This is a genomic window from Bradyrhizobium sp. CCBAU 11434, from assembly GCF_028128895.1.
In the GTDB taxonomy this organism is placed as follows: Bacteria; Pseudomonadota; Alphaproteobacteria; order Rhizobiales; family Xanthobacteraceae; genus Bradyrhizobium; species Bradyrhizobium zhengyangense.
The window spans coordinates 239,677-256,949 of sequence record NZ_LBJX01000097.1 but is presented as its reverse complement, the minus strand read 5'-3'; the positions used below and the strand labels follow the sequence as shown (position 1 = coordinate 256,949).

Below are 17,273 nucleotides of genomic sequence, written 5' to 3'. Positions count from 1 at the left end.
TGTCAGGGGCAAGTTCCCGTTGCGCCTGACCACCCCGTGCGCTATCCGGCCGGAAAGGCCTGAGGCGGCTCCAAATTTTCCGCCCGGCCGGTCAACCCCGAGGACGGAAACCGCCATGCCAGCCTATCGCTCCCGCACCACCACCCACGGCCGCAACATGGCGGGCGCCCGCGGCCTTTGGCGCGCGACGGGCATGAAGGACGGCGATTTCGGCAAGCCGATCATCGCGGTCGTCAACTCCTTCACCCAGTTCGTGCCCGGCCACGTCCACCTCAAGGACCTCGGCCAGCTGGTCGCCCGTGAGATTGAGCAGGCCGGCGGCGTCGCCAAGGAATTCAACACCATCGCGGTCGACGACGGCATCGCCATGGGTCATGACGGCATGCTCTACAGCCTGCCGTCGCGCGAGCTGATCGCCGACAGCGTCGAGTACATGGCCAACGCCCATTGCGCCGACGGCCTCGTCTGCATCTCCAATTGCGACAAGATCACGCCCGGCATGCTGATGGCCGCGCTGCGTCTCAACATCCCCGCCGTGTTCGTCTCGGGCGGCCCGATGGAGGCCGGCAAGGTCAAGCTGCAGGGCAAGACCAAGGCCGTCGACCTCATCGACGCCATGGTCGCCGCGGCCGATTCCAAGGTCAGCGACGATGACGTCAAGGTGATCGAGCGCTCGGCGTGCCCGACCTGCGGCTCCTGCTCGGGCATGTTCACCGCCAACTCGATGAACTGTCTCACCGAGGCGCTTGGCTTGGCGCTGCCCGGCAACGGCACTGTTGTCGCGACTCACGCCGACCGCAAGCGCCTGTTCGTCGAGGCCGGCCACACCATCGTCGATCTCGTGCGCCGCTACTACGAGCAGGACGATGCATCCGTGCTCCCGCGCAACATCGCGAACTTCAAGGCGTTCGAGAACGCCATGACGCTCGACATCGCGATGGGCGGGTCGACCAACACCGTGCTGCATCTGCTCGCCGCAGCCCACGAGGGCGAGGTGAAATTCACCATGCAGGACATCGACCGCCTGTCGCGCCGCGTGCCCGTGCTCTGCAAGGTTGCGCCCTCGGTCGCCGACGTGCATGTCGAGGACGTGCATCGCGCCGGCGGCATTTTGGGCATTTTGGGCGAGCTCGACCGCGCCGGCCTGATCGACACCTCTGTTACGACCGTGCACGCGCCGACCATGAACGAGGCGCTCGAGCGCTGGGATATCAAGCGCTCCAAGAGCGAAGCGGTGCGGACCTTCTATCGCGCCTCGCCCGGCGGCATCCCCACCCAGGTCGCCTTCAGCCAGGACCGCCGCTACGACGAGCTCGATGCCGACCGCGAGAAGGGTGTCGTGCGCAGCATCGAGCACGCCTTCAGCAAGGATGGCGGTCTCGCCGTGCTCTACGGCAACCTCGCGCAGGACGGCTGCATCGTGAAGACCGCGGGCGTCGATTCTTCGATCCTGAAATTCTCCGGCCCCGCGCGCGTGTTCGAGAGCCAGGACGCGGCCGTCGAAGGCATTTTGGGCGGCAAGGTCGTCGCCGGCGAGATCGTCGTGATCATCTACGAAGGCCCGCGCGGCGGCCCCGGCATGCAGGAGATGCTGTATCCGACCAGCTATCTGAAATCGATGGGCCTCGGAAAGGCTTGCGCACTCGTCACCGACGGGCGTTTCTCCGGCGGTTCGTCGGGCCTGTCGATCGGTCATCTTTCGCCGGAAGCGGCCGAAGGCGGCAACATCGCGCTGGTACGCACCGGTGATCGCATCGCCATCGACATCCCGAACCGCAGCATCAACCTCGAGATCTCCGACGAGGAGCTCGCCAGCCGCCGCGCGGCCGAAGAGGCGAAGGGCGATGCCGCCTGGCAGCCGGCTGCGCGCAAGCGCAACGTCTCGACTGCGCTGCAGGCTTATGCCGCGCTCACCACCAGTGCTGCGCGCGGCGCCGTGCGCGAAGTGAAGCGCCGCAAATAGGCGCATCTTCCGTGGGTGTGATCGCAACTCTTGCGCTCACGCATGGTCAACAAGTTCTGAACGGCCGGCGATAGCCGGCCGTTCGCATTAAGGATGCCCCAACGAACTTCGGCAGAGATGAGTTTTGCGGCGTATAATGCGGCCACCTTCGCAAATCCATTTCGGGCAATTGGGGCGCCACATAATGTCTCGTAGTCTTGCTGTTGTCTTCTCTACAGTCGTCGCCGCGTTTTCGATGACATCAGCGGCTTCTGCCGGCTGCTATAATTGCTACGCGCCGCCGCAGCCGTGCACGACCTGCTATCAGCAGCAATACGTCGCGCCGCAATACCGCACCGTCGATGAGACCGTGATGGTATCGCCGGGGGCGACCGTGGCGCACCGCACGCCCGCGCAGTACCGCACCGTGATGGTTCCGCAGACCGTGATGGTGGCGCCGCCGGGTGTGCAGTACGAGCGCATCCCGCCGCAATACGCCACACGCCAGCGCGTCGAGATGGTCTCGCCGGGTTATTCCTATTATGCTCCGGTGCAGCCGGCTTGCGGCCATTGCGGCTACTGAGCCGACATCGTAACGGACGGATTTGGCGCGGGGCTCTCATGGGGCGCCGCGCTTTTTTTGTCCGTTGCCAAGGAGAAATGGATCGCTTTGAAAGACGACGGCCCGCTTATCCGGTCTCTACCAGATTCCGTTCATGGAATGGCCACCTTGTTCGACACCACTATTCGGCGCCGCAGCCGGTCGATGAGAGCGATGTAAACCGCCCTTGGCCGACTCGCTTCCGGAATCGAGAACCAGAACTCTGAGAGAAGGGACGGATCTGTGAAGCCGCAGAATCCATAGAGCCTCTGGCCTCTGGCGTTGTAGATCTCGACCCAGGTGCGAGATGCAGAGGTATTGAGCCCGCATGGTGGCAGCTTTGGCGAAGCTGCAAAGAGCGCGGGCGAGTAATCGCTCCAGTTGACCACCCTCAGCCCGACGATAAGCGTGGGTCCGAAAATCACTTGCCCGGCAAACTGCAGGACGGGACGTGGAAACGGCTGCGCCAGCGCGGGCGTCGCAAATCCAACCAAAAGCACCAGGGCCCAAAGAATTCGCTTCAGCCTCATATTGATCCTCCCTCGAAGGCGTAGGGCCACGCTAGCGACGACCGACGGAAGCCCATTGATCCCGGTCAACGGAGAGGCGGTTCCTTTTGGCGGCGAAGCAACTACGGATCGGTCGCGATGACACCCTCCTTCCGAAACAGGGCTCCTGATGGCGCCCGAATCTCGATCGCGCCGCCAAGGCCAAACTTCGCGTTGCCTTCCCGAACGGCCTGCGATAAGCGACAGCCAGGTTTGGAAGGGTGGCCGAGTGGTTTAAGGCACCGGTCTTGAAAACCGGCGTGCCCGCAAGGGTACCGTGGGTTCGAATCCCACCCCTTCCGCCAGTATATTGTTCTCCACTGTTCACCGCCCCTCGTGGCCAAGATATTGCAATATCAGAAGAATTTCCCCTGCGCGCCACGCTTGGAGTGAGTGGCTACGGTTGCAAGCTACAAATAGATTCGCTGCCACTTGGAATTTTGAGGGGCCACCCGGCATCCGGCGCGCTAGCTCGGACGTGACCCCATAAATCTTGAGTAGCCGGCGGACGCATAAGATCTGTTCACGTTGGCGCGTAGTGAACTCCCGAAGCAACGGCCCGCGGCGTGCCAGCGTTGACAATCGCTAACGCACCGCGGTTGCAACTGCGGCTACTGCTGCTGGAAGCGACCAAGCCCAGTCACCTGCCGCCGAAACCGCTACTGCGGCAACGACGCACCCCAGGAGGAAACCGAGTAGGCGATGAAGCGAGTGACTGAGCGGCGTTGAATCTTGCGGCAGCAGAGGGTTGTGCACGGCAAGCAGGTCCATAGTCGACAAAACGGCGTTGGCCAGATTGCCGGTCATCACCGCTGTCGAGATTGCGCCGGGCACTGCGAGACGGAGGAGCGCGTATTGGCAGGCCATGGCCGACACGGCCAACAGCGCAGCCGCACCGGCCCGCAATCCAACCGGATCGGCAGATGGCTTGGCGATGACGCTGAAGATCAACAGCGTAGCTAGCATGAGGAATTGAACGCGAAGCAACAGCTGCGCCAGGTTCGAGCCGCGACGGCCGGAAGCTTTGGCGACCATCCAGATGACCGCCAGGGCCAGCATGAAAACAGGGACCGCCAACAGCTGCGCCCAGTGAAACGAGCCGCCGTCGATGACAACGGCAGCGGCTAGCACGATATTGCCGGTCACGTGGGCAGTGAAGATATGACCCAGCGTGAAGAATCCGGTGAAGTCGACCATTCCGGCGATGACGCTGAGCAACGGCGGCAGCCGCGCCTCCAGGCGCGACAGCTTCGCTGCATCATTCGCTAAATCCACGGGCCGTTCTAATATGGGGCTGTCTTGAGCGAACATAGACCAGCAGTTCCAGTTGAGCTTCAGCGGCTCCATCGACCTCAGGTCTGGTGACCGGGGTCGTACGGCTCCGTCCTAGAAGCCAGCGCTTTGTCCGCCATCGACATGCAGGATTTCGCCCGTGACGAAGCCGGCAGTTTCAAGATAGAGGACGGCTTCGACGATTTCGTGGACCTCGCCCATGCGCCCAATTGGATGCTGCTTCGCGAGGACATCATACATCTCGGGCCTGTGCATCGACGTCTTGGTTGCCCCGGGGGCCACAGCGTTGACGCGGATTCCCTTGCTTGCGTACTCGATTGCAAGCGACTTCGTCGCCGCATTCAAACCACCCTTCGTCAGGGCCGCCAGTGCCGACGGCGCGCTGCTACTGACGTTCTCGTCGAGGCTGCTCGTGATCTGCAAGATATGCCCGGACCCGCGCCCTAGCATTTGCGCGGCAGCACGTCGCGTCACGTGGAAGAAGCCGCTGAGGTTGATCGATAGCATCCTGGAATAGTCGTCGTCGGTATACTCAATGAACGGCTTTCCGATGAAGATGCCGGCATTGTTCACAAGCGTGTCGATGCGACCGAACCGATCGAGTGCCTGCAAAACAATTTGCTCTGCCGTCGTCGGGTCGCCGATGTCGCCGGATACTGCGAGAATATCCGGATCCGGCGACGGCTTGATCGAGCGGGCGTTCGCAACCACACGGTAGTTTCTGTCGCGATATGCCTCGACCAACGCCTCTCCGATACCCCGCGAGGCGCCGGTGATGATTGCAACTTTGCGTTCTGTGTCCATGATGGCTTCCGTTCCTGTTCTTCGACTGCTGCTTCAGCTATTGCGCGGTCCAGCCGCCGTCGACCGAAATCGCGGTGCCCGTAATCTGGTCTGCCGCAGCGGAACATAGGAAGGCCACTGTGCCTCCAAGCTGCTCCGGGGAGACGAACTCCGAGGACGGCTGTTTCTCGCCCAGCAGTGCCTTTGCGGCATCCATCTGGCTGATGTTCTTCTGCGCAGCGATGTCGCTGATCTGCTTTTCGACCAAGGGCGTCCGTACCCATCCAGGACAGACTGCGTTGCAGGTCACGCCGGTGCCGGCCGTCTCCAGGCCAACCACCTTGGTCAGGCCGATCAAGCCGTGCTTGGCCGCCACGTAGGCTGCCTTGTGGGTCGATCCGACCAGGCCGTGCGCGGAGGCGATGTTGACGATTCGCCCCCAGCCCTGCTTCTTCATCTCGGGGACCGCCGCCGCGATGCCGTGGAATGCGGCCGACAGATTGATGTCCAGGATCGCGTGCCAGTTGGCGGGCGGAAACTCTTCTACGGGTGCGGTGAACTGGATGCCGGCATTGTTCACGAGGATATCGAGGCGCCCGAATGTCTCGACCGTCGTGGCGATCAACCGGCGTACGGCGTCGCCCTTCGACATATCGGCGCCGTCGTAGACGACGCGCACCCCGTGCTCGCGCTCGATCCCGCCGCGGATCGCCTCGATCTCACTTGCGTCGCCGAAGCCGTTCAACACAATGTTGGCGCGAAGCCTGGCGAGCTGCCGGGCGATACCGAGCCCGATTCCGCTGGTCGATCCGGTAACGATTGCGACTTTGCTTTTCAACATTTGACGTCCTTTCAGTGCTTGGAGGTGGTTGTCGTCTTGGTCGGTCAGTGGCCGCCGCCGGCTTCGATATGGCCGGGTTTCGTGAGCATGAGCGCTGCTGCGAGGGCGACGATCTGCGAGGCGCCGAGCAGATAGAAGGTGTCGCTGAAGCCCAGGATGAATGCCTGCTTCTGGATGATCTTGCCGATCGCGACATAGGCCCGATGAGCCGCATCGACGCGGTCGATCACGCCGTGATTGATGAAATATTGCGTGAGCTGCTCGAGCCGCGTGCGGGTCGCGTTCTCGAGATGCCGATCCGGCGTTCTCCGCCTCGACGCCCGACGTCGCGACGGCCGAGAGCGGGGCGAAGACCAGGGCCTGACCAAAGGCGCGGATGACGTTCGGCCATAGCAGCTGGTCCGCCGCATAATCGTTGGTCATGAAGATGTTCATGAAGTTGGACCCCGCGAACAGTGCAAAGCCGACGCCGATCACGATGCGCGGATCAAGGCGCTTCAGCAGCTGCGGCACCAGCGGAATCAACAGGAGCTGGGGAAATCCGGTCCACGCCAGCACCATGCCGATCTGCTCGGAATTGTATCCCTGGATGCGGGACAGATAGACCGGCAGGACGTAGACGGAGCCATACAGCGCGACGCCGAGCAGAAAGTTCGCGAGCACGCCGAAGCCGAAATTGCGACGGAACAGGATGCGGAGATTGAGCAACGGCTTCTTCGTCAGCAATTCGATCACGACGAACAGCGGCAGAGCGATAGCGGCGACAATTGCGAAATGAACGATGAACGGCGAGCCGAACCAGTCATCCTTGTTGCCTTCCTCCAGCACGGTCTGCAGCGCCGACAGGCCGATCGCCATCGTGATGATGCCGAGCCAGTCGCCTTCGCGCAGCAGCGACAGCTTCATCGGGCCGGGTTCGAGCGAGACATAGAGCATCGCGATCATGATCGCGCCCGGCACGGTGTTGACGTAGAAGATGTATTGCCAGCCAAGATTCTCGGTGAGATAGCCGCCGATGGTCGGACCAATCGCGGGCGCGAACGTGGCTGAGATCGCGAACATCGCGAGCCCGATCGGTTGCTTCGCCTTGGGAAGCAAGGTGATGATCAGCGTGAACGCCATCGGGATCAGGACGCCGCCCGTGAACCCTTGCACGGCGCGCAGCACGATCATCTGCGGCAGGTCCTGGGCCAAGGCGCAGGCCGCCGAGAACACCAGGAACAGGAGGGCGTTGGTCAGCAGGTAGATGCGGATCGAGAACACCTGGGCGAGCCAGCCGGAGAGTGGAATCACCACGATCTCGGCAATCAGATAGGAGGTCGAGATCCAGCCGCCATCATCGATGCCCGCACCGATCCCGCCCTGGATATCGGCCAGCGAGGCATTGACGACCTGGATATTGAGAACCGCCATGAAGGCGCCGAGCGTGGCGCCGATCACGGCAAGCCAGGTCTTGGCGGAGACGGCAGGCGTTGCAGCTTCTGGCTCGCTGGCCGGAACGTCGTCGAGGGTGGTGTTCAACGTGGTCATGGTTGTTCCTCGTCACGTGCGACTGAGCGGCGCGCGGTTGCTCAGCTGCGGGGCTTGCCGTCGCGCGAGGCGAGCTGCTTCCCGGCTGCGCGCTCGGCGACCACCGTCGACTTCGTGTCGATCGTCGGCACGGCCGACATGCCCGGACGCAACAGGCCTTTCAGGCCATGGCCGTCGAGTACGATCTTCACCGGCACGCGCTGGACGATCTTGGTGAAATTGCCGGTTGCGTTATCCGGCGGCAACAGCGCGAATTCCAGGCCACTCGCGGGGGACAGGCTGTCGACATGACCCTTCAGCACGGTCGATTCGAAACTATCGACGTATAGCTCGACGGGCTGGCCGCTACGCACGTGGGTGAGCTGTGTTTCCTTGAAATTGGCGACCACATAAACCGCATCGAGCGGCACCACGGCCATCAATTGCGTGCCGGCCTGGACATATTGGCCGACCCGGAGCGAGCGGGCACCGATCGTTCCATCGACCGGGGCTGTGATCCGGGTATAGGACAGGTTCAGCGCTGCCTGCTGCTCGACCGCACGGGCGCGATCACGCTGTGCGACGGCCTGCGCGCGCTGGGTCGCAAGCACCTCGACCTTCTGGTTGGCGGCGATCAATCCAGCTTTACCTTGCTGCAGCTGCGCGGTCTGCGCCCGCAGCGCCGCGTCGGTCTGCTGGGCGCGCTGGATGGTGCCGGAGCCCGACTTCATGAGATCGTCGTAGCGGGCTCTCTCTTCCTTGGCGAACTTCAGGTTCGCCTCGGTGGCCTCCACCGCAGCGGCCTGCTGTTGAATCAACGGCTGCTGCAGCGCGATTTGCGCGTCGAGATTCTTCACCGCGGATTCCGCGGCAGCGACGTCGGCCTTGGCCTGGCTGAGGGCTGTCCTGAAGTCGCGGTCGTCGATCCTTGCCAGCAGCTGGCCGGCCGTCACCGACTCATTGTCCGTGACCAGCACTTCCGCGATGTAGCCCGATACTTTCGGCGCGATGATCGTGGAATCTGCTTTGACGTAGGCGTCGTCAGTCGTTTCCAGATAGCGGCCGGTCGTGAAATAGTAATGGCCGAAATGGGCTGCGGCAGCGACGCCGAGCGCCGCAGGGAAGGCGATCGCCGCTCGCCTGATCGCCTGTCGCGACGGACGCAGCTTCAACTTCGCCGTGGGATCTGCAACGTAATAGGCGTTCGACATGGCATTCTCCGAATGACCTGATCAAGGGCAGTTAGGCGACGAGCTGGAGCAGCCTAGTCGCGGCGATGGACGTCATGGGTGACGATGCCGAGCTCCGGGTCGGGCGGGTCCAGGCGATTCGGGTCGGCGAGGGTGCGGCGGATGTCGTCGAGGCCGCTCTGCCAGTGGGCGCGCATCGCGCTCAGGCCGAATTCGTAGTCTCGCGAATGGCCCTCGTGGCTCTTGGTCTGATAGATCAGATGAACGATGTTGTAGGCGCGCTGGCGTGCCATCTCGGCGATGGCGCACATCTCGGGATCACGCATTGCGGATTCCGGCAACTTCTCGATCGTCCGCTGCAGCGCCTGACGCATCGTCTGCATCCGCAGCGCCTGATCGGTGACGTTGCGGGTACGGCTGGAATACTGGATGTCCTTCTGCCGACTCGACACCTCCATCATGTCGTAGGGAACGCGTCCCTTGGCCGACCAGAGGTCGATCTGGAACGTCAGCGTGTCGCACGGCTCGCCGGACAGCAGACGGGAAAGGGGGGTGTTGGAGACTACGCCGCCGTCCCAATAGTGCTCGCCTTCGATTTCGACGGAGGGGAAACCCGGAGGCAGCGCGCCCGACGCCATGAAATGTTTCGGTCCCAGCCGGCGCTCGGCGGTGTCGAAATAGGTCAAATTGCCCGTGCGGACATTGACCGCGCCGACGCTGACGCGGACCTCGCCCGAATTCAGTCGATCGAAGTCGACTAGCCGCTCCAGCGTTTGTTGCAGCGGCGCTGTGTCGTAGAAGCTGGTCGCTGCGTCGCCGGAGAACGGCGACCAAAGCGGCGAGGGGAAGCGCGGCCTGAAGAATCCCGGCTGGCCCTGCACCAACGCCCGCGTCGCAGCCAGCGCGTTGCGGATCGAGCGAATGTCGAACGCAAAGGGCAGGGCATTGGCCAGTCCTTCGCCGGCCGGCCACTCGATCGAGAAAGCACAGATGGTTTCCCAGAACTCGCGCAGCCGCGCGACGCGCTCGGCCTCGGGTGAGCCCGCGATGATGGCGGCGTTGAGCGCGCCGATCGAAATGCCGGCCAGCCAGTTCGGCCGGATGCCGGCCTCGTGCAGGCCCTCATAGACGCCGGCCTGATAGGCGCCGAGTGCGCCGCCGCCTTGCAGCACGAGAGCAACGACATCATAAGGCAGTGATTTGTTCGACTGCGACACAGGGTTGCTCTGCTCGCGCATCATGTTCAGCATTTTGATGACTCCCGATGGCATGGATGACGTTCGATCAGCCAGTGCTCGCATCGGCCAGGCTCTCTGCGTGGCCGTGGCGGCGCGTGGTCGCGCTTGACGCGAGATAGTCGTGGACCACGGTGCCTAGCCCGAGCGTCAGGTCGGCGACGACATGCTTGGCCGACAGCACCTGGAGGACCGGCAGCTCGGCGACCGGAGCAAGCGCATGCGAATACAAGTCGAGCGCAGCCGGCCCGGTCCATGCGCCCTTCACGGTGATGTCCTCGAGGTGGTAGCGCACCAGCTCGCAGATGCGCGGCGCGCCGTCGACATGCGGAATGATCTTGAGCAGGAAGTTCGGCGCGGTGAGCTTCTTCGCTTCCATCGCGGCGTCGAGCGCGCGATGCTTGTAGCCCATCGTGCCGGTTGCGATGCGGACCGAGCCGTAGTTCAGCGTGCCGACCAGCGTGTCGATCTCGACCGCGAGCTTCGGTTGCGCTAGCTTCTTGGGGAAACCCCACAGCTCGCGTCCGCCCGCGATGGGAGGGTGATCGTTGAGAAACATCTGATGCGTGAAGCTACCGGTCTGGCCCTGATAGGACACCGGAATGACCTGGCCACTTTCGGTGTAGTCGCCAAAGCCGGTGGAATCGGGCATGCGGATGAATTCGTAGTTCACCACCGGCTCGGTGATTTCGAGCGGAGCCGGCACGATTCGGCGCAGCGCCTCGGGATCCGTTCGGTATTGGATGATGAAGTATTCGCGGTTGACGAAGCGATAGGGTCCGGGTGGGAAGGCCGGATTGGTCAGCGGCATTGCAAACGCAGTTGTGCGCACGGTCTCGTGTTTCATCGGTCTGGCTCCAGATTTACGGAAGACGACGGGCCGCGCTCTGAGGTTCGCGGCCCGATCGATTGACACGGCTAAAGTTCGCCGACGTGCTCGGGATCGGCCGCCGCCAGTGCCGCAGCGCGTTCGGCCGGCGGCGGATAGATCCAGACGGTGTTGATCTGCTGCTTGGTCTTCTTTGCTTCCGCGCCGACCAGTTTCAGCGTTCGCTCCCACCCAAGCGTGAAGATCGCGCCGGCCTCCCCGAGGTCGAGACAGGTGGCGTAGGCTTCCTGGTGGTATGGCTTGGTCGGAATTCCCAGAAGCTCGGCGGCTGCGTTATTGCCGGCAAAGGCACCCATCCGCAGGGCATGCTGGCACGACATCAGGGCGTAGTTTCCAATTCCGTCGCACGCAGCCCTGGCGGCGTCACCTGTGGCGAACACGCCAGGCACCGACAGCACGCGCAGATCGCGGTCGACCAGCAGCCGGCCGAAATTGTCCCGCTCGGCCGGAATCTGCGCGGTCAACGGCGCGGCGCGCATGCCGGCGGCCCAGATCACGGTCGCACTCGCGATGTGCTCGCCACTCGACAGCGTGACGCCGGACTTATCCAGCGACGCGACGCCGACACCAACCCGGGTCTCGACACCGAGATTGCGGAGGGACTCCTCGATGACGGGGCGCGGGCTCGCGCCCATGTCGGGAGCGACCGCACTGTTCCGCTCGACGATGATGACACGGGGTTTGGCATCCTTGCCGAGGATCGCGCGGAGTCGTGACGGCATCTCGGTCGCCACCTCGATTCCCGTGAAACCGCCGCCGGCCACAACGACCGTGTCGCGCGCCGCGGATTGCCGCTGATGCGCCAGGGCGTGCAGATGCCGGTCGAGCGCGATCGCGTCGTCGAGCTGGTCGACGCTGAAGCCGTGCTCGGCGAGGCCGGGAATATTCGGGCGGAACAACCGGCTGCCGGTGGCGACGATCAACCGATCATAGGGAAGCGTCTTTCGTGCGCCCTTGGCCGCAACGATCTGCACGGTGCGGGTCTTGCTGTCGATCGTCTCGGCGCTGCCCTGCACGTAGTCGACGTCGATCGCGTTGAGGACGTCCAGCAGAGGTGCCGTCAGGGTCTCAGGCTTCGGCTCGTAGAGCCGGGGGCGGACCACCAGGGTCGGCTCCGGTGCAACAAGCGCGATTTCGAGAGCCTCGGGCGAGACGCCCTGGATGTCGCGCAAACGGGCTGCGGAAAGGGCGGCGTACATGCCGGCAAAGCCGGAACCAATGATGACGAGTCGCATGTGGTGGTCTCCTGTGGTTTGTGGTTGCTCGGACTTAGGCGCGTTGCCGCCGCCGCCTCTCGTTGGCGGCAAGGCTTTTGCGATCGATGATGACGCGAAGAGGTGGAACGAAATCGCGTGGTCTTACCGGGAAGCGCAACTCGACATCGAGGACTTCAGCGGGAGCCAGCGGTTGCGAAACATCACCGGCTGAGCTGCGTTCGGAAGCCAGTCGGCGTAGGGCCGAGCGTCGTCCGTGGTCATGATCGACATCACCGGAATGGCCCTCTGCATGGACTGAGCCGGAATTTCCATCTGTTCGCCGGTTGCCGAGGTGAAGCGGACGGCCAGCGAAAGGCCGTACAGGATCGTGGTTGCGGCAATTCTCCTTCGCGGTACGAATGCAAGAAGGCTGATGAGGGTTCTCGAGGCCATCGTTTGTCTCCGTATTTGGGAGCGTAGGGGACCCTGAACATCTACCTGTCCGGAGCTGCAATTGCGCCAGAGCGATTGCGGCACCTGCAGAGCGATTGTCATTACCGCGTGCGTCGTCGCCATTCGCTCGGGGTTTCGCCGGTCAGCTTCTTGAACGCCGCCGCAAACGCAGTTTGCGAAGCGTAGCCAAGCTGTTCGGCTACTGAAGCGATCGCCACGTCGCTGTCGCGCAGCATGTTCATGGCCCGCTCGAGCTGGTTCTGGCGCAGCCAGGCATGAGGCGACAGTCCGGTGCTTTCCCTGAAGGCCCGGCAAAAGTGGAAGCGCGACAGCCCGGCATCGGACGCGAGCGCGGCGAGGGACACGTCAGCATCGCTGTCCGAGCGCAGTCGCTCGATGGCACGTCGCAGCGCATGGGGAGAGAGCCCGCCCGCGATTGGCTCCTGCGCAGTCGGCGTGCCGGAGTGCTCTGCCAGGAGACGCGTCGCTATCAGATCCGTCAGTTGCTGTCTGAATAGAGCATCCAAAGCTGCATTGCCTTGCAACACGTCGGCCGCACTCATCAGCAGTTCGAAAGTGAGGGAATCGAGATATGCAGTTCTTTCCAGAAGATCGCCGGGAGCGGGTGCATTGGCTTCACGCGAAACGCGTTCGAGGGTTGCGGGCGGAAGATAGAGCTGGATGACGTCCACAGAGCCGGGGATATCCCATCGCGCGCTTGTCCCGGCCGGGATGATCGTCACCACTCCGGAACGCGCCGTGCCAATCGCAACCGACCTGCCGATGCGCCGCTCGAGGCGTTGGACCCCGGTGGGGTAAGCCATGATGACGTGGTCGGCCATGGGTTCGACCACATCGTGCAGGGCGCCATGCTTCCAGTGCGCGATTGCGCCGTTGGAGGGGTCGGAAGCCATCTGGAGCGGTGCGGTCTTGAGGACGCGCGACATCTCCAGATCGGCGGGACGCCGGTCACCGACCGGCAACTCGCGCTGGCGACCGCCAGGCGCAACCAGCAGAGCCCTCAGAGGATCGTTCAAGATCTCGTTGCTCATGGCGCTATCCTCGCATTCGGAAACGGGCTTCGTTACCTGCGGAGCGATTGATGCTAACGGACGCGCTGTCGCCAATCGCTTGGCGTTTCGCCGGTCGATCGCCGGAATGCCGCGGCGAAGGCCGTTTGCGAGGTATAGCCGAGCTCCGCTGCGACCGAGGCGATGGTTGCGTCGGTGTCGCGCAGTATGTTCATGGCCTGCTCGAGCCGGTATTGCCGCAGCCAGGCATGAGGTGAAAGACCGGCGCTCTCCTTGAAGGCACGGCAGAAATGGAAGCGCGACAGGCCGGCGTCAGAAGCCAGCGCATCGAGGGAGAGGTCCGCCTCGCTGTCCGAGCGCAAGCGTTCGATCGCACGGAGCAAGACTTTGGGCGAAAGCCCGCCCACGACCGGCTGGAATGTCGTTGGCGAGCCGGTGTGTGCCGCCAGGAGGCGCGTGGCCAGGAGGTCTGTCAGTTGGAGCCTGAACAGCGTATCGAGGGCTCCATTGCCGTTCAGCACGCCGGCTGCACTCAGCAGCAGTCGGGACGTAACGGGGTCGGGGTGTGCCGTTCGCTCGAGGAGATCGGTCGACGAGGTCCCGGCTTCGTCGGCGACGCGCTTCAGCGAGGCATGAGGAAGATAGAGCTGAACGACATCGACGGATTTCGGAATGTCCCATCGGGAGCTCGATCCTTCCGGAATGATGATCACGACGCCGCGACGGAACGTTCCTTTGGCAACCGAGCTTCCGGTCCGCCGCTCCATGCGCTGGACCGTGCCATTGTAAGCCATGACGACGTGGTGGCTCATGGGTTCGACCACGTCGTGCAGCGGTTCATGTTGCCAGTGGGCGATCCCTGCACCGGAAGAGTCCAATGCCATGTGCAGAGGTGTCGTGTGGAGAACGCGAGCCATCTCCGCATCGGCAGCAAGCCGCTCGGCAGTCGGCATGTCCGCCTCGCGCGTCCTGGCCGCGACCGGCAGAGCCTTGACTGGATCGGTAATCGGCTTGCTCATGGATATTGCTCGCGTCGAGAACAACCTGTGCTCCGCTTTCGCCGGCCTATACGTGGCCGCCGAGGCAGGCTCCTTGTTCCGTGCATGATGATGGGAAACAGCGCGCAGCGGTATCGTGCTGCCGGTTCGGTCTGGCTGGTTCAGCGGATAGAGTCAGCTGTACCTTGGGATAGGATGACGCGTGATGTGCCGGATTTTCGGGTCATGCGCGTGCGGATGGCGCCACCGAGCTTGTTTCAGGGCCGGCAACCGTCAACGGCGGGAGCGCGAAGTGGAAATGCGCTCCGCCGTTCGCACGGTTCACGCCCGTGATACGACCGCCATGCGCCGTGATGATCGACTGGCAGATAGCGAGGCCAATGCCGATTCCCGTATCCTTGGTGCTGAAGAAGCTGTCAAAGATGTGTTCCAAATCCTTGGCGGGAACGCCCGGTCCATTGTCGAGAACGGAGAAGACCACCGAACCTTCGTCGTCGATCGACGTCCGGGTGTCGATCCGGCGCGTCGGTTGGCCCGACTGCACGATGGCCTGGACGCTGTTGACCAGCAAATTGATGATCACTTGCTGCAACTGAATCCGGTCGCCCATGACCTTGGGAAGCTCAGCGCCGAAGTTCGCTGAAAGGAGGATCGACTTTGAATCGATGTCATGGCGAATGAACAGGAGCGCTTCCTCGACCACCTCGTTCAGGTCGATCAGGCGCTTCTCCGGTTCGTGCTTCGCTGCCATGTCGCGGATGCGATGAATGATGTCGCTGGCGCGGCGCGCGTTCGATACGATTCGTGAGGTGAGTTGCGTGACCTTTTCCGTGTTCTGATCTTCGCGTGCCAGCCACCTCAAGCTGGTCTCGCCGTTAGTCACGATGGCCGCAAGCGGCTGATTGATTTCATGGGCGATCGACGTCGCAAGCTCTCCGAGCGTCGCGATGCGCCCGGCATGCGAGAAGTCGGCCTGCAGCTTGCGAAGCTGCTGTTCGGCGTTCAACCGCTCGCTGATGTCCTGCATGGTGATGAAGGTGTTGTCGAGCTGCTCGGGCGGCACCGGATATGTCACCGTGAACAGGACGTCGACGATCGAACCGTCAAAGGCGCGGATCCTGGTTTCCGCAATGAAATTCCGGCGGCCTTCGAAGTGCGCCACCATCACTCGTTCAGCCAGTCCTGGAGCGGCGGCGAAAATGTACCTGACGGGCTTGATGAGATCGGCGGGGTTGCCGGCGCGAAACAGCGAGACGGCGTCCCGGTTGACGTCGGTGACGCGAACGACGTCTTTGGCGTGTTCGACGAGATCCGGATTGCGCCCGAGATGGGCCGCGATATCGTGGACACCGGCTGCCTTCAATTGGTCGAAAGCCTCACCTGCGCGACGCGAATCGACCTGCCAAAGCGCGGTCGGAAGATACTGGATCAGCCTACGATATCGATCCTCGCTCGCCTGCAGTTCCCAGGTGGTCCGGTCGTCATTCGTCACGCCGTTGATCGTCACGAACACGGTGTCGGGCGGCTTCGGCTCCGCCGAATGCCAGGCCTTGATGACGGGTTCGCGCAAGCTCCCGCTCAAGACCATCTTGCGTGTCTCGAGGCGCGTGCGATCGCTGGCGACACTTTCGAGCAGTGTCGCCAGGACAGAGCGGCTCTCGGCTGGCCAGAACGTGTCGATGGATTTTCCGATCATCTGCTCGTAGCCGGCATGCGCACCGAACATGCGGACCGCGCGATCGTTGACGGCCAGGATGCGGGTTGCGGACAGCATCCTGTCGACCCAATCCGGATGCTGATCGAAGTCGATCGCGACGCCGCTACGTCGATGTTCCGCGATCGCATCGAGCAAGGGGCGCGCGGCCGACGTGTCGAGCTCCCAGGATGCAGCGAGGGACGATTGCAGCTCCGCATCCATGCGCAGATACGACGCTCGGGTGAGGGACCCGGCGTCACGACCGAATTCGACAATATCGAGAAGGTCGCCGGCGGAGTCCCGCCTGACGATTTGTCTCACGGCGGCGACGATATCAGTTCCGGTCAGCCCGCGCCGGTGGACCACACCCTCCCACCGGCCTTCGCGCAGCAGTGCGTTGAAATGGTCGGTGCCGGCGTGGGCGAGCGATCCGATCGTCTGGACATGCTGCCCGACCATCGCCAGGGCAGGCCATCCGTAGAGCGCTTCCGAGGCCGGGTTCCAGTACCTGATGACACCATGAACGTCGCTGACGATGATGCTTTCGGATGCCAGATCGGAGAGTTCCGCGACGAAAGGAGCGGCGAAAGCGGGGTCGTGGCCGTTTGCTGCGGCGCGTCGGGAAGAATTAGTCATCTGACGGTGCGTCCCGTCGATCGTCGCGCACGCCGCTTGCGCGGTTTAGCGCCGACTCCAGGTGGCGAAGCAGAACATCATCATTGACCGGCTTCGTCAGGCAGGCAAGGGCGCCGCCGCTCAGCGCGCGTGCGCGGGTGGCCGCATTTGTATCAGCAGAGATGACAATAACCGGCATCGACGAGCCAAGTTCCCGTAGTCGCTCCTGGAGTTCGAGGCCACTCCGGCCCGGCATGCTCACGTCGGTAATCAGACAGTCGAACCGATCGGGCTGATATTCGGCCATGAAGGCTTCCGCTCGATCGAATGTCCGGCATGCGAGTCCCAGCACCAAGAGGAGATCCGAAAGCGCCTCTCGCACGGCCTCGTCGTCATCTATGACAGCGACGATGGGTGCTTTGGGCGGACGAGCGGTTTTCGCTGGCATGGCCC

The 17,273-nt window shown here is 63.1% G+C and carries 15 protein-coding genes, 1 tRNA gene and 1 pseudogene; 3 read left to right on the top strand and 14 right to left on the bottom strand.

What is annotated here, in order from left to right:
* The first annotated feature begins 115 nt into the window (after window positions 1-115).
* Both ilvD and XI06_RS29175 read left to right on the top strand, forming a co-directional pair.
* Entirely contained in the window at window positions 116-1,963 is a 1,848-nt protein-coding gene (gene ilvD, locus XI06_RS29180; protein ID WP_237868866.1) for a dihydroxy-acid dehydratase, read from the top strand.
* Window positions 1,964-2,198: 235 nt separating this feature from the next.
* Window positions 2,199-2,525 carry a hypothetical protein gene (locus XI06_RS29175; RefSeq protein ID WP_128951785.1) on the top strand — a complete coding sequence of 109 codons (327 nt, stop codon included), beginning with the start codon at window positions 2,199-2,201 and terminating at the stop codon, window positions 2,523-2,525.
* 131 nt (window positions 2,526-2,656) lie between these two features.
* Here XI06_RS29175 and XI06_RS29170 read toward each other — a convergent pair whose 3' ends face one another.
* Complete coding sequence (locus tag XI06_RS29170) at window positions 2,657-3,073, bottom strand: hypothetical protein (RefSeq protein ID WP_237862343.1); 417 nt, start codon at window positions 3,071-3,073, stop codon at window positions 2,657-2,659.
* A gap of 233 nt (window positions 3,074-3,306) precedes the next feature.
* Between XI06_RS29170 and XI06_RS29165 the strand changes: the two genes are divergently transcribed.
* Window positions 3,307-3,396 (top strand) — tRNA-Ser (locus XI06_RS29165).
* 280 nt (window positions 3,397-3,676) lie between these two features.
* Here the strand turns inward: XI06_RS29165 and XI06_RS29160 are convergent.
* From XI06_RS29160 to XI06_RS29100, 13 genes and pseudogenes are all read right to left on the bottom strand, one after another.
* Window positions 3,677-4,438 (bottom strand): DUF1275 family protein, encoded by a 762-nt coding sequence (locus tag XI06_RS29160; protein ID WP_237868868.1) that lies wholly within the window; start codon window positions 4,436-4,438, stop codon window positions 3,677-3,679.
* A 39-nt stretch (window positions 4,439-4,477) separates the two neighbouring features.
* On the bottom strand, window positions 4,478-5,188 hold the full coding sequence (locus XI06_RS29155) for an SDR family NAD(P)-dependent oxidoreductase (RefSeq protein WP_237868869.1): 711 nt from the start codon (window positions 5,186-5,188) through the stop codon (window positions 4,478-4,480).
* Between the two features lie 37 nt (window positions 5,189-5,225).
* Entirely contained in the window at window positions 5,226-6,008 is a 783-nt protein-coding gene (locus XI06_RS29150) for a 3-hydroxybutyrate dehydrogenase (protein ID WP_237862346.1), read from the bottom strand.
* A 44-nt stretch (window positions 6,009-6,052) separates the two neighbouring features.
* A pseudogene (locus XI06_RS29145) lies at window positions 6,053-7,538 on the bottom strand (MDR family MFS transporter).
* Between the two features lie 41 nt (window positions 7,539-7,579).
* Window positions 7,580-8,728, bottom strand: a complete 1,149-nt coding sequence (locus tag XI06_RS29140) for an HlyD family secretion protein (RefSeq protein WP_237868870.1) — start codon at window positions 8,726-8,728, stop codon at window positions 7,580-7,582.
* A 53-nt stretch (window positions 8,729-8,781) separates the two neighbouring features.
* The gene (locus XI06_RS29135; protein ID WP_271607059.1) at window positions 8,782-9,957 is read right to left on the bottom strand and encodes a patatin-like phospholipase family protein; all 1,176 of its coding nucleotides are present in this window, start codon (window positions 9,955-9,957) and stop codon (window positions 8,782-8,784) included.
* 34 nt (window positions 9,958-9,991) lie between these two features.
* A complete protein-coding gene (locus XI06_RS29130; protein WP_237868872.1) occupies window positions 9,992-10,789 on the bottom strand; it encodes an acetoacetate decarboxylase in 798 nt (265 codons plus the stop codon).
* Window positions 10,790-10,860: 71 nt separating this feature from the next.
* Entirely contained in the window at window positions 10,861-12,066 is a 1,206-nt protein-coding gene (locus XI06_RS29125; RefSeq protein ID WP_237868873.1) for an NAD(P)/FAD-dependent oxidoreductase, read from the bottom strand.
* Between the two features lie 123 nt (window positions 12,067-12,189).
* Window positions 12,190-12,480 (bottom strand): hypothetical protein, encoded by a 291-nt coding sequence (locus XI06_RS29120; protein WP_237862352.1) that lies wholly within the window; start codon window positions 12,478-12,480, stop codon window positions 12,190-12,192.
* A 101-nt stretch (window positions 12,481-12,581) separates the two neighbouring features.
* Window positions 12,582-13,532 carry a helix-turn-helix transcriptional regulator gene (locus XI06_RS29115; RefSeq protein WP_237862353.1) on the bottom strand — a complete coding sequence of 317 codons (951 nt, stop codon included), beginning with the start codon at window positions 13,530-13,532 and terminating at the stop codon, window positions 12,582-12,584.
* 53 nt (window positions 13,533-13,585) lie between these two features.
* Complete coding sequence (locus XI06_RS29110; protein ID WP_377802680.1) at window positions 13,586-14,464, bottom strand: helix-turn-helix transcriptional regulator; 879 nt, start codon at window positions 14,462-14,464, stop codon at window positions 13,586-13,588.
* Window positions 14,465-14,732: 268 nt separating this feature from the next.
* Window positions 14,733-16,841: a PAS domain-containing sensor histidine kinase gene (locus XI06_RS29105; RefSeq protein WP_237868874.1), complete on the bottom strand. Its 2,109-nt coding sequence runs from the start codon at window positions 16,839-16,841 to the stop codon at window positions 14,733-14,735.
* Entirely contained in the window at window positions 16,834-17,268 is a 435-nt protein-coding gene (locus XI06_RS29100; protein ID WP_237862356.1) for a response regulator transcription factor, read from the bottom strand. The genes XI06_RS29105 and XI06_RS29100 overlap by 8 nt, the downstream gene beginning before the upstream one ends.
* Window positions 17,269-17,273: the final 5 nt, after the last annotated feature.